General features: G+C 59.3%; 10 protein-coding genes. 2 read left to right on the top strand and 8 right to left on the bottom strand.

Going from position 1 to position 12,429, the window contains the following annotated elements:
- Nucleotides 1–5 precede the first annotated feature (5 nt).
- The 8 genes from H7H48_RS07805 to H7H48_RS07770 all read right to left on the bottom strand — a co-directional run bounded on the left by H7H48_RS07805 (nucleotide 6) and on the right by H7H48_RS07770 (nucleotide 8,764).
- Nucleotides 6–701, bottom strand: a complete 696-nt coding sequence (locus H7H48_RS07805; protein ID WP_229448444.1) for a TRAP transporter small permease — start codon at nucleotides 699–701, stop codon at nucleotides 6–8.
- Between the two features lie 103 nt (nucleotides 702–804).
- Nucleotides 805–1,800: a DctP family TRAP transporter solute-binding subunit gene (locus H7H48_RS07800; RefSeq protein WP_229448443.1), complete on the bottom strand. Its 996-nt coding sequence runs from the start codon at nucleotides 1,798–1,800 to the stop codon at nucleotides 805–807.
- Between the two features lie 190 nt (nucleotides 1,801–1,990).
- The gene (locus tag H7H48_RS07795; protein WP_229448442.1) at nucleotides 1,991–3,244 is read right to left on the bottom strand and encodes a phenylacetate--CoA ligase family protein; all 1,254 of its coding nucleotides are present in this window, start codon (nucleotides 3,242–3,244) and stop codon (nucleotides 1,991–1,993) included.
- A gap of 145 nt (nucleotides 3,245–3,389) precedes the next feature.
- Nucleotides 3,390–3,773, bottom strand: a complete 384-nt coding sequence (locus tag H7H48_RS07790; RefSeq protein ID WP_229448441.1) for a hypothetical protein — start codon at nucleotides 3,771–3,773, stop codon at nucleotides 3,390–3,392.
- Nucleotides 3,774–3,915: 142 nt separating this feature from the next.
- Nucleotides 3,916–5,361 carry a homospermidine synthase gene (locus H7H48_RS07785; RefSeq protein WP_229448440.1) on the bottom strand — a complete coding sequence of 482 codons (1,446 nt, stop codon included), beginning with the start codon at nucleotides 5,359–5,361 and terminating at the stop codon, nucleotides 3,916–3,918.
- 94 nt (nucleotides 5,362–5,455) lie between these two features.
- Nucleotides 5,456–5,740: a YciI family protein gene (locus tag H7H48_RS07780; protein WP_229448438.1), complete on the bottom strand. Its 285-nt coding sequence runs from the start codon at nucleotides 5,738–5,740 to the stop codon at nucleotides 5,456–5,458.
- Between the two features lie 14 nt (nucleotides 5,741–5,754).
- Entirely contained in the window at nucleotides 5,755–6,885 is a 1,131-nt protein-coding gene (locus tag H7H48_RS07775; protein WP_229448437.1) for an aminodeoxychorismate synthase component I, read from the bottom strand.
- Between the two features lie 19 nt (nucleotides 6,886–6,904).
- Complete coding sequence (locus H7H48_RS07770) at nucleotides 6,905–8,764, bottom strand: M3 family oligoendopeptidase (RefSeq protein WP_229448435.1); 1,860 nt, start codon at nucleotides 8,762–8,764, stop codon at nucleotides 6,905–6,907.
- 157 nt (nucleotides 8,765–8,921) lie between these two features.
- On the opposite strand from H7H48_RS07770, the gene H7H48_RS07765 reads away from it, so the two are divergent.
- Together H7H48_RS07765 and H7H48_RS07760 are read left to right on the top strand one after the other, a co-directional pair.
- A complete protein-coding gene (locus H7H48_RS07765; RefSeq protein WP_229448433.1) occupies nucleotides 8,922–10,427 on the top strand; it encodes a sigma-54 dependent transcriptional regulator in 1,506 nt (501 codons plus the stop codon).
- A gap of 205 nt (nucleotides 10,428–10,632) precedes the next feature.
- Nucleotides 10,633–12,423: a DUF882 domain-containing protein gene (locus H7H48_RS07760; RefSeq protein ID WP_370633333.1), complete on the top strand. Its 1,791-nt coding sequence runs from the start codon at nucleotides 10,633–10,635 to the stop codon at nucleotides 12,421–12,423.
- The last annotated feature ends 6 nt before the right edge of the window (nucleotides 12,424–12,429 follow it).

The following is a 12,429-nucleotide window of genomic DNA, read 5'->3' as shown; positions in this document are numbered from 1 at the left end:
CGCCGCTACTCCTTCAGGGCATCTTTGTTTTCGGCGACGAGATCTTCTGCTTCGTGGCCGGCAATGATCAGGTCGCGCTCGCCCTTGGCGATACCCACCACGCCCTCAAGAGCGCGAAATGCGAGGAGGGCGAGCCCCACGGGCAACATGAGATAGGCCACCCAACGCTGAACGCGATCCTGCAGTCCGAACGCCTCCTGCATCCAGAGCGGGTAGCGGAGATCGTCGAGCCCGGTGCCCCGGTCAAACATGAATTTCCAGTATCCGATAGCGCCGGTCTGGCGCCAATTGGTGGACACATCGGCCCCCACGAGCGTCATCCAACCCGCGTAGAGAAGAATGAAGGCGTAAAGGAAAACACAGACAGCGCCGAAAATCGCCACCGCCTTGAAAAACCGGGAAGGAAGCAGCCGAATGAAAGCATCGACCCCCAGATGGATGCCGTTCTTCACGCCGTAACTCATCCCGAACAGGATCATCCACGCAAACAGGATACGTGTGAACTCGAGCGCACCGCCCCAGCCGCTGTTGAAGCCATATCTGGCAATAACCTGGGTGAAAGAGACAAATGTGATCGCCGCCAGAAGTATGGCAAGCACATTCTCCTCAAACCGCCCGACCGCATCGGGAAAACGCCGTTCCAGGAGGAACATGACGGCCACGATTGCGACAAGCCCGAGCGCTGGCCATAACAGAACCATGATTTCCCTCCCGAAGATCGCCTGCCACAAGACCGCCCGCACACGGCGGACGGCCCTGCATAACGCGACGAGGGGAGACGTCGCGTCGGGAAAGACTGAAACCTCAGGAGCCGCTTGCGGCAGCTGAATCAATCAGTTCTTTGCCTATATCGCCTTCGAATTTTGCCCAGACGGGCTTCATGGTTTCGACCCATGTCGCGCGCTGCTCAGGGCTCAGTTCACGGATCGTGCCCCCGGCATCCAGAATGTTCTGGCGGCAAGTTCCTTCCTGATCGGCCACATTGGCGTTGGCGGTCTCGGTCACTTCCTGAACAATGGTAACGAACTGGTCGCGCACCGCCGGATCAAGCCCGTCCAGCCACTCCGTAGACGTCACGAGAAGATAGGCGAGAAGCTGATGATTGGTCTCCGTGATGCCGTCCTGCACCTCAAAGAATTTCTGCGTATAGATGTTGCACCAGCTGTTTTCCTGGCCGTCCACGACACCGGTCTGGAGCGCGCCATACACTTCCTTGAAAGCAAGTTTCTGCGCTGACGCGCCCATTGCCTCGATCATGGCAACGGCAACGTCGGACGTCTGAACGCGGAACTTGAGCCCCGCCGCATCCTTCGGCTCCAGAAGCGGCTTGCCGGCAGAAAACTGTTTCAGACCCGAAGACCAGAAACCAAGGCCCGTATAGCCTTCGTCTTCCATCACAGTCAGCAGGCCCTGTCCGTCATCTGACGTGGTGAACTTGTTCACCGCATCCAGTGTGGGAAACAGGAAAGGAAGATCGAACAGGCGATATTTGAGGGTGTAGGCCTCAAACTTCGCAAGCGAAGGAGCAGCCAGCTGAACATCGCCAAGAAGCAGGGCCTCCATCACCTTGTCGTCATCATAAAGGGTCGAATTCGGAAACACCTCCATACAGGCGGTTCCGTTCATTTCCTCGTTCACCCGGTCTGCCAGAAGCGTTGCCGCATCTCCCTTGGGATGGCCTTTTTCGGCAACCACGTGGCTGAACTTGATAACCATTTCGCCATCGTCGCACTGGGCTTGGGCCTGCCCTGCAAACATGGTCAGGGAAAGCGCCGAGACGGCACCGATCAGAAGTCGCATGGGGTCTCCTCCACTCCGCGGTCCGCAGTATGCTGCGGCCGAAAAATCGCGGCCTGTCACCGCCTGTTTCTTTTCTGGCAAGGCATGGGCGATCCTCCGCGCCCACGCGCCATTGCAAATGTATCCTGTGATACAGGCAGAGCGAAATCAAGCGAGACGGGAACTGCCAGCCCCTTTTCTCCCTTATGCTTTAGTCTGAGTATTCCCGCTCGTCTGCGATCACCTTGCCATCGCGTGGCAGGCTACCGGGTTCAGCCAGAACCACGCGCCCACCGATCTTGGTCACATCGCGCAGCGTCGTTTCGATGGCGTCGGCGTTGGGCGTGGCGCCGGCGAGCACCTCCACATGCAAGGTCATGGCATCGCTCGCGCCATCCCGTGTCACAACGAGCCGGGCCCTCTCAATCTCAGCATGCCTGCGGGTGAGTTCGGCGATCTGCTTGGGATCGACGAACATGCCCTTGACCTTCGTGCGTTGGTCAGCGCGCCCCATCCAGCCTTTGATCCTCATATTGGTCCGACCGCACGGACTTGTGCCGGGTAAAACCGCAGAAAGATCACCAGTGCCGAGACGCACCAGCGGATAGGACGGGTTAAGTGAGGTGACAACCACCTCGCCGATCTCACCCTCCGGAACCGGATCATCGGTTCCAGGACGCACGATTTCCACGATCAGGTTTTCATTCACGACCATGCCCGGCAGCGGTGCCCCGTCAGCCCCGGAGGTTTCATAGGCGATCACCCCAAACTCAGCCGTCGCATAGCACTGCAGAACGTGAATTCCCCGCGCGCGATACGCTTCGCGCATGGCAGGAAACAGTGCTCCCCCGGAAACCAGACCAATCCGGATCGACGAAAGGTCCCTGCCGTCGCGATCCGCCCGTTCGAGCATCATCTGCAGAAAATCCGGCGTTCCGGCATAGACATCCGGACGAAAGATCTCCGCTGCCTCCACCTGCATGTCCGTATTGCCTGTCCCCGCTGGGAATACACTGCATCCAAGCGCACGCGCGCCCGTGTCGAGCACGAACCCGCCCGGTGTCATATGATAGGCGAACGCATTGTGAACCCGCGCTCCCGGCCGCACGCCGGCGGCGAAAAAGGCACGCGCGGCCTGCCAGGGGTCAGCACCTGCCCCTTGTATCTCCCAGATCGGCCCCGGGGACATGAAAACCCGCGCGCCCTCCAGCGCGTCAGGATCGACAAACCCGCCGAAAGGCGGAGTGGTCCTTTGACGATCCAGAAGCTCCGTTTTGCGCAGGACCGGCAGGCGCGCAAGGGCTGCGCGATCTACAATGCCGGAGAGATCGTGCCCCGAAAGCCAGTTCGCAAGCCCATCGGCCTTGGCCACGGCACCGCTCAGAAAATCCGGCAACCTTGAAAACAGGTCACGTTCGCGCTCGGCTGGGTCACGGATTTCCAGCGCGTCGAAATGCGGGGACATGGCTCCTCCCGAAGGGTTTTGACCATGTTATCGCAACAATCGCCGCCCGCGGGCAAGACCGACCAAGGTCATGGGGTGCAGTCGGTCAAAAACAAAACGAGGAAGGCAAGCCGTATGTCCCGGCTTGCCTTCATTGTGTTCGCAATCAGGAAACGCCAGAAGTGCGCGTCAGGACGAAATTCGTGCCATTGGCCAGCGTGCAGTTCATGCGGTCGCTCGATGCCAGAAGACATGTTGCTGAGGTCTGCCGCTGACTTTTCAACGAATAGAAGGAAAGATCGATGGTCTGCGCCCCACGGTGCGAGTAGGATCCCTCCGTCAGGACCTCGCCGGTCTCCACGGCGCGCGAGCTGAAGCGACCGCCCTGAAGGGTCGACACGGCCACACCGTCCGTGCCCATCCACTGTCCTTCGACGCCGGTCTGGCGCGCTGCGCGCTGCCCACCACCGTCTGGCATACCCGTCTGGCAGCCGGCCACCGCAAGAGCTGAAACGACCGTCGCAAGCGTCAGAATTTTGCTTGTCTTCATGGTTCTGGCCTCCTGTCGCGCTACTGGAATATGGCCGGCAGCGCCCGCCTTGAATTGGGCCCAGCCCTGTTCAGGGCCCGGCAAGATCCAATCCAATTGCCCGATTTTGTCATCAATGCAAGTACAGCACGCACTTCATCGATCAACGCACGAGAATGTTGCGGAACTGCCACGGATCGGATTCGTCGATATCCTCGGGGAAAAGGCCGGGTCTGCCCTCAAGTGGAGTCCAGTCGGTATAATAGCCCTTCACTGGCCCCAGATAAGGCAATTGCACCTCAAGGCAGCGGCGGTAATCCACTTCATCGGCCTCGACGATACCCGCTTCAGGGTTTTCCAGCGCCCACACCATCCCCGCCAACACCGCTGACGTCACCTGAAGTCCTGTCGCGTTCTGATATGGCGCGAGTTCTCGAGCCTCCTCAAGCGTAAGCTGCGAACCGAACCAGTAGGCATTCTTCTTGTGGCCATAGAGCAGGACGCCGAGCTCATCCATGCCATCAACCAGCTCGGTTTCGTCAAGCACATGCTGCTCCGGCTGAGCCTTCCCTTCTGCTCCGAACATTTCGTGCAGCGAAAGCACCGCATCGTTGCAGGGGTGATAGGCGTAATGGCAGGTCGGCCGATAGACGACCTTGCCCTTCTTGTCACGCACCGTGAAGAAATCGGCGATCGAGATAGACTCATTGTGGGTGACAAGAAATCCGTACTGCGGACCCGGCGTCGGACACCAGCTGCGCACCCGCGTATTGGCACCCGGCTGCTCAAGGAAGATTGCAGCCTTGTTGCCCTTCTTCTGCTTGCGCGCGTTTTTCGGCTTCCATTTTTCATGCGTGCCCCAGCCCAGCTCCGCCGGCTGCAAACCCTCCGCGATAAAGCCCTCGACCGACCAGGTGTTCCAGAACACGTTCATCGGTTTGGGTTTTTTGGTGCGTTGCGTGTCGCGTTCGGCGATGTGTATGCCCTTCACGCCGCAGGCCTTCATCAATTTTGCCCAGCCTTCGCGATCATTGACGCCAGGCTCTGCAAACTCGAGCCCGAGATCGGCAGCAAGGTTCACCAAAGCCTGTTTGACGAACCAGGAGACCATGCCCGGGTTCGCGCCACAGGTGGAAACGGCCGTGGTGCCACCGGGGTTTTTCGCCTTCTCGCTGCGCACTGTCTCGCGCAAGGCATAATTGGTGCGCGAGGCATTGTCGGCCTTGTCATCGAAATAGAAGCCCAGCCAGGGCTCCACCACCGTGTCGATATAAAGCACGCCAAGTTTCCGGCACAGCTTCATCAGATCCAGCGAGGACGTGTCCACGGAAAGGTTCACGCAAAAACCCTGGCCTTCACCTTCGGTCAGCAGCGGCTTGAGCAGTTCCTTGTAATTGTCCTTCGTGACATGTGCCTGCACGAAACGGATGCCGCGCTCATCCAAAAGCTTGCGATCCGCGTCGTTCGGGTCCACCACGACCATGCGCGATTTGTCGAACTTGAAATGGCGCTCGATCAACGGCAGCGTACCACGCCCGATAGAGCCGAAGCCGATCATAACGATCGGACCGGTGATTTCACCATGGATGGGCCATTTCTTGTCAGCCATTGCGCGCCTCTCCTAAACAGAACAGTAGAGCTTCCAAAACACAGAAGCGTGTCACAATAAAGCGCAAATGCTGATCCGGTTCGCCAAAGCCTTGCTATTCTTTAAGCGCATCAAGGCCTTGGGTGGTGCGTGAAATGGCGCATTCAATGATCTCTGCTTCTGCCACACCGTTCGCCACGAACGGGTCCTGGGCGATACAGGCTTCAACGGCCTCGCGCTCGCCGCGCGCCAGGATGATGCCACCGGTTCTCGGCACCTTGCGTCCCGAAGCCATGAACATCCCGCTCGCGTAATGATCCTCGAGCCAGGCCATATGCCCCTCCATATGCGGCTCCACCTGCTCCACCGGCACAACGTAGCGCAACGATACGATAAACATCACCCATCCCCTTTTCAGGTCATCGCGAAGCGCGCTTTGAGCATCGCTTCTTCATATTCGCCTTCGGCAGTGGAATCGAACACCACCCCACCGCCCACATTGTAGACGGCTTCCCCACCGGCAAAGAGCGAAACCGTGCGGATCGCCACGTTGAAACGCATGGTGCCGTCAGGTGCGGCCCAGCCGATCGCCCCGCAATAGGCCTCGCGTGGTACTGCTTCCAACCCGTGAAGAATCTCCATGGCGCGGATTTTCGGCGCCCCTGTAATCGAACCGCAGGGAAAGAGCGCAGCAAAAATGTCACGAAAATCGACATCCGGCCGTAGTTTCGCGCGAACACGACTGACCATCTGATGAACGGTTGGATAGCTTTCCACCCGAAAGAGCTCGGGCACCTCCAGGCTTCCCACCTCGCTGATGCGGGAGATATCGTTGCGCAGGAGATCGACAATCATGCGGTTTTCCGCCTGGTTTTTCGGATCATTGCGCAAGAACGTCCGTTGCGCCGCATCCTCTTTAGGCGTCGCCCCGCGTGGCGCCGTCCCCTTCATAGGCAGGGTCTCGACCCAACCATCCCGTGAAACCTGAAAAAACAGTTCTGGCGAACGGGAGACGATTACCGGCCAGCCAAGCTCCACCAGCGCCCCGTACCGCACCGGCTGGCGTGCGCCAAGCGCATCGAAAAGCCCGGCAGGCTTTCCACTCCAGCGCGCCTTGATGGGAAAGGTCAGGTTCGCCTGATAGCAGTCACCCGCCCGCAAATGCGCGTGTAGGCGTTCAAAACGGCTCCTGTAATCCGTACTGCTCCAGCTCGGCCTGACGTCGGAAAGTGCGCCATCTCCCACGACCGGCGCGCCAATCGGCCGATCCTCGGGCGGATCGAAAACGCCAAAGCACAGAAGCGGCCCACGCCGCCCTTCTGGCAGGAGTGGTCTTAATTTCGGCTCCAGCAGGTATCCGGCCTCATAGGCCATGTATCCTGCCAGCCAGAACCCCTCACGCCGCGCCAACTCAGCCCGTTCGAGCATGATGTCGAATGTCTCGGCATCCAATGCGGATAGAACAGCGCGAGGCCGGGAGAAATGCAGCTCCCGGCCAGCCGCGTCATCGCGAATAAGAACCTGCCCCCGAAATTGCCCGGGCATTGCGTCTGAGAAACCTGTCCTAGCCGTCGAGCGATTCAAGCTCGTCGATGAGACCCTCGATGACCGAAAGACCCTTGCTCCAGAAATCCGGATCGCTGGCAGCAAGCCCGAATGGCTTCAGGAGCTCGGAATGGTGTTTCGTACCGCCAGCTTCAAGCATGGCGAAATACTTATCCTGAAACCCTTCCGGGGCCTGCTGATAGACCGCAAAGAGGGAGTTCACCAGACAATCGCCAAAGGCATACGCGTAGACATAGAAAGGTGAATGGATGAAGTGGGGGATATAGGTCCAGAAAGTCTCATACCCTTCGCGCAGCTTCACCGAAGGCCCGAGGCATTCTTTCTGGACATCGAGCCACAATTCACCGATCTGGTCAGAGGTCAGCTCCCCGTCGCTGCGGCGCTTTGCATGCACCTTCCGCTCAAACTCGTAGAAAGCGATCTGGCGGACAACCGTGTTCAGCATGTCCTCCACCTTCTGCGCCAGCATGGCTTTGCGCTCTCGCTTCTGGGTCGTCCGATCGAGCAGGGAACGGAATGTCAGCATTTCGCCAAACACCGACGCCGTCTCGGCCAGTGTCAGTGGCGTCGGCGCCATCAAGGCACCCTGCTTGCCGGCCAGCACCTGATGGATGCCGTGCCCCATTTCGTGGGCAAGCGTCATGACATCCCGCGGTTTGCCGAGATAGTTTAGCAGCAGATACGGATGCACAGACGGAACCGTGGGATGTGCAAAAGCGCCCGGTGACTTGCCCGGACGCACAGGCGCATCGATCCAGTTGCGATCGAAAAACCGGCTCGCAATCTCCGCCATGCGCGGATCGAAGGCCTGATAGGCATCGAGCACCGTTTTCCTCGCCTCGTCCCAGCCGATCACTGCCTGCGGCGTCTCCGGCAAGGGGGCGTTGCGATCCCAATGGTTCAAAACATCCATTCCAAGCCATTTGGCTTTCAGGGCGTAATATCGATGCGAAAGCTTCGGATAGGCGTTTCGGACCGCTTCGGCCAAAGCATCCACCACAGGTCGCTCGACCCGGTTCGCGAGATGGCGGGAATCAGCGATGTCCTCAAAACCACGCCACCGGTCGGAAATCTCCTTGTCCTTTGCCAGGGTGTTGGTGATCAGCGTGAACGTGCGCAAATTCCTGGAAAACGTGTCAGCCAGAGCCTCGGCAGCGCTACGACGCTTCTCCCCATTCGCGTCCTGCAACAGGTTGAGCGTCTGCTCCAGCGCCAGCTCTTCCCCGTCCACGGTAAACCGAAGGCTGGTCATGGTCTCATCGAACAGCCTGTTCCAGGCTCCTCGCCCGGTTACCGACTTCTCGTGGAAAAGTTGTTCGACCCTGTCTTCCAGCTCATAGGGCTTGTCACGGCGGATATCGAGCACCCAGGGCCTGTAGCGCGCAAGCTTCGCATCCGCTTCCAGCGCTGCATCGATAACGGCATCGTCGATCTTGTTGAGCTCCAGCGTGAAGAAGATGAGATGCGCGCTCGCATCCGTCAGTTTCTCCTGCACATCTCCGTAGAGCTTTGCACGTTTTGGATCAGAGGTGTCGCCAGCGTAGAGAAGGCCCGCATAGGACACGATTCGGCCCATCAGTTCTTCGATGGACTCATAGGCTTCAACGGCTTCGCCAAGCCTGCCTTTATTCCCTCTCGCGGCCTCGTCCGCCAGCTTGCCCTTCCAGGCCGTCTCAAAACCGGCAGCTTCCGCCGCCGCGCGATCAAGATCGCGCTTCAATTCAGGCGACTCGATCGCCGGATACAGATCAGCCAGATTCCACTCTGGCAGGTTGCCGAGTTCAGAAACTGCGTTTTCAGCCGCTAGCGCCGCATCCGTTGCCGCAGGGTGTGAGGCCCTGTCAGTGTTCTTGGCCATATAAACCTCGTTGAGCCGAAATCGCTGTCTCCCCGCGGTGCCGAAAGGTTTCGTTCACCGGGATTCTTGAGCCCTTGTTTAGAAGCCTATGCCATTTTGATCCAGCCCGCGCCGAAAAACTGAGCGCGATATCGTAAAGCCATTGCATAATTGCGACATGTCCGAAGCCGTTCTCATAGTGGATGATGACCCAGTTCAGCGGCGCCTTCTTCAGGCGGCGGTCGAGAAATTGGGGCATACGCCGCTCTTTGCAGAAAACGGTTTGGAAGCACTGGAGGTTCTGGAACGGGCCGAAAAGCCACCGTCTACGATCGTGCTTGACCTGGTGATGCCGCAGATGGGTGGGCTGGAAATGCTTGACCGTCTTCGCGGGGAAGAGACCGATATCCCGGTCATTGTTCAGACCTCCCGCGGCAGCATAGACACCGCCGTCGAAGCCATGCGCGCTGGTGCTTTCGATTTCATTGTAAAGCCTGTGGCTCCCGCTCGGCTGGGTACTGCCATCAGCAATGCCCTCAAAGTCAGTGCCATGGAAATTCGCAAGCGACGTGGCGAAAAACCGGCGGAGGCATCGTCTTTCAACCAACTGATCACCAACAGCCGATCCATGGCGCGGGTTATTATGCTGGGCCGGAAGGCAGCTGCCAGCGACATTCCCATCCTGCTCGAAGGTGAATCGGGCGTCGGCAAGGAGGTGATCGCCCGGGCAATTCAGAGCGAAAGCCGGCGGCGGCGAAAGCCCTTCGTCACGGTCAATTGCGGAGCGATCCCCGATACGTTGGTGGAGAGCATCCTCTTCGGTCATGAAAAGGGAGCCTTCACGGGAGCCACGGAAAAGCGTGCCGGAAAGTTTACCGAGGCTGACACGGGTACACTCTTTCTGGACGAGATCGGCGACCTCCCTCTCGACGTCCAGGTAAAGCTCTTGCGGGCAGTCCAGCAGGGGGAGGTGGACACCGTCGGCGGACGTGGCACACAAAAAGTGGACATTCGCCTGATCTCGGCCACCAATCAGAATCTGATCGAGCGCGTGAAGGAAGGACGGTTTCGTGAGGACCTTTACTATCGCCTCAATGTCTTTCCGATCATGGTGCCCCCCCTGCGCGACAGAAAGGATGACATCCCCCTTCTGGTGCAAACCTTCATCGCCCGCTTCGGCGACAATGCAACAAGTCGCGTTACCGGGATTTCGCGCAGCGCGCTTGAACTCCTTGAGCGTTACGACTGGCCTGGCAACATCCGGCAGTTGGAAAATGCGGTATTCCGGGCGGTGGTACTGTGTGAAACCGGCGTCCTTGATGTCGCTGACTTTCCGCAGATCTTCGCCCAGGTCGAAGGACTTGATCCCTACGAATTGCTGAATGTCGGAATTGAAGCTGCGGGCCGCGCCCGCCCTGCAGATCCGGCGGCGCAGGAGGTCTCGCAACTCTCGTCGGCTGTCCCCCGCGATCTGCCCGGGCAGGTCGCCGTTCTGGACGAAAACGACAACGTACGCCCGCTAGAGGAGATTGAAGGCGAGATCATCAGATTTGCTCTGGATCACTATGGTGGTCAGATGAGCGAGATCGCCCGACGGCTGGGAATCGGCCGTTCAACCCTGTACCGGAAACTGAAAGACATGGGCATCGATCCGACCGAGCGCCCACGCGCAAAAGACGATTGAGGCCCCAAAGCCACAGTCCAGAGTTTAACGTCCTGTTTACCCTGCGACGGCTTGTCTCATTTTGCCACGATATCGCCATCCTCTTCGCGCATTCCTCCTTTAATAAGATCGAATTAACCATTAAACAGAATAATCGGAAGGTGGGAACCACACAGTCCGGGCCTCAGGCTCGGGGGACAAACACCAGCCTGTAAGGCCACGGATCTTGAAACAAAACGACGTTCACGTTCTTGGGTGGCGCTTGCCTGCGCTCATACGCGTGAGGCTTATCGCCGGTTTGATGCTAGCAGTTGGCGCGCTTGTCGCAGCAGCGCCCGCCGCTCACGCGGAAACACGCACTCTAAAGCTCTATTTCATCCACACGAAAGAGCGAGCGGAGATCACGTTCAAAAAGAACGGTCGCTACATTCAGAGCGGCCTGAAGCAGGTGAACCGCTTCCTGCGCGACTGGCGCCAGAACGAACCCACCAATATGGATCCGCAGGTCCTTGACCTGTTGTGGGAAGTGTATCGCGCCGCCGGCGCGCGCGATTACATACACGTCGTCTCGGCCTACCGTTCGCCCAAAACGAATGCGATGCTGCGTAGCCGCTCGAGCGGAGTTGCCAAAAAAAGCCAACACATGCTCGGCAAGGCAATCGATTTCTACATTCCAGGCGTAAAGCTCTCCAATTTGCGGAACGCCGCCCTCAAATTCCAAGCTGGTGGTGTTGGGTATTACCCCCGTTCAGGATCTCCCTTCATTCACATCGATGTGGGGGGTGTGCGCCATTGGCCCCGCATGAGCCGCAAACAGCTTCTTGCGGTCTTCCCCGATGGAAAGACCATGCATGTTCCTACGGATGGCAAACCGCTGCCCGGATACAAGCAGGCACTCGCTGCTTATGAATCGCGCAAGCGGAACGGCAGCCCGATCCAGGTCGCACGTGACAATGGCGGCGGCAATGGCCGAGGCCTCTTGGCAGCACTCTTTGGTGGTGGAGCCGACGAGGAAGAGGATACCGCAGAGACCACAACGGTCGTTGCGCGGCAGCAACCCGCAGCGCGCCAGCCTGAGGCGCCGGCGGCAGCACCTGCACCGCAACCCGAACCCGAACCCGAACCCGAGACGCCGAGCACGATCTTGGCCGCCCTTCCACAACGCAGTCTTCCCACGCCGCGCGCTGCACCGAGGCCGGATGTTGCCGTCGGCCAACCGCTGCCCTTCGAAGTCAAGCCGGTGGAGGAAGCTCCTGCTATTGAGCAGGCAACACCTGAAAACGCCGGAACCGCGATGCTGGTTGCCACCAACATCCCGATCCCGACACGTCGTCCGGAATATGTGCCGGATACCGCTACCCAGGAAGCGCTCGTGCAGATGGCTTCCGCCCAGACGGATGCACCGGAAGCGATTGCAGGCGTTTTGGCCGAAGCCAAAGAAACCGAGCAGCCGATCACCACGGCTGCCTATCTGCCAATGCCTTCGAGCCGTCCCGAGCGCGCCGTAGCTGACGAGTTCACCCTCGCCGCGCTTCCCGAACCGCGACCAGAGGCAGATGCGGAACCCGTGAAGAGCGATTTCGCTCTTGCTGGCGACGTGGATGCGAAAGCTCCTGACGCTTCTTCACTCCAGGAGGAGCTAGGCCAGCCCGTTTCCGCCTCCCCCCGCAAGGCGCTTCTCGCACGTGCGGAACAACTCCCCCAAAGCCGCCAGGAGAGCCGGGCGCGCAGCACACGTAAATCGGCAAAGCCCGGGCCAAATGATGTCGCCCGCGGCGCTCAGCCCGTGGTCGTCGCCACCTTGTCTGAGGCGCCGACCCGCGCGCTCAGCCAGAATTCGATGCTGACAGAAGCCACGCCCCCAGCCCGCCCTCCGGCGTTCGACAGCGAGTTCGTCCGTTCGCCCGAAACCGTCTACACGACTGGGTTCCAGCAGGACATTACCGTGGCGGACGCCACGCGCTTCTCCGGAAAAGCTGTCAACTTTATCTCCATGGCCCGTTTCCGCACCAACTAAGAGACG

The organism is Nitratireductor sp. B36, from assembly GCF_020833685.1.
GTDB lineage: Bacteria > Pseudomonadota > Alphaproteobacteria > Rhizobiales > Rhizobiaceae > Nitratireductor.
Note: the sequence above shows the minus strand (reverse complement) of the source record. Positions and strands in the feature narration are given on the sequence as shown.

Bases quoted from the DNA above. Each gene is read 5' to 3' on its own strand.
- H7H48_RS07765 (WP_229448433.1), top strand. From the start codon at position 8,922: ATGTCCGAAGCCGTTCTCATAGTGGATGATGACCCAGTTCAGCGGCGC.
- H7H48_RS07800 (WP_229448443.1), bottom strand. From the start codon at position 1,800: ATGCGACTTCTGATCGGTGCCGTCTCGGCGCTTTCCCTGACCATGTTT.
- H7H48_RS07795 (WP_229448442.1), bottom strand. From the start codon at position 3,244: ATGTCCCCGCATTTCGACGCGCTGGAAATCCGTGACCCAGCCGAGCGC.
- H7H48_RS07785 (WP_229448440.1), bottom strand. From the start codon at position 5,361: ATGGCTGACAAGAAATGGCCCATCCATGGTGAAATCACCGGTCCGATC.
- H7H48_RS07805 (WP_229448444.1), bottom strand. From the start codon at position 701: ATGGTTCTGTTATGGCCAGCGCTCGGGCTTGTCGCAATCGTGGCCGTC.
- H7H48_RS07780 (WP_229448438.1), bottom strand. From the start codon at position 5,740: ATGTTTATCGTATCGTTGCGCTACGTTGTGCCGGTGGAGCAGGTGGAG.
- H7H48_RS07790 (WP_229448441.1), bottom strand. From the start codon at position 3,773: ATGAAGACAAGCAAAATTCTGACGCTTGCGACGGTCGTTTCAGCTCTT.
- H7H48_RS07770 (WP_229448435.1), bottom strand. From the start codon at position 8,764: ATGGCCAAGAACACTGACAGGGCCTCACACCCTGCGGCAACGGATGCG.
- H7H48_RS07775 (WP_229448437.1), bottom strand. From the start codon at position 6,885: ATGCCCGGGCAATTTCGGGGGCAGGTTCTTATTCGCGATGACGCGGCT.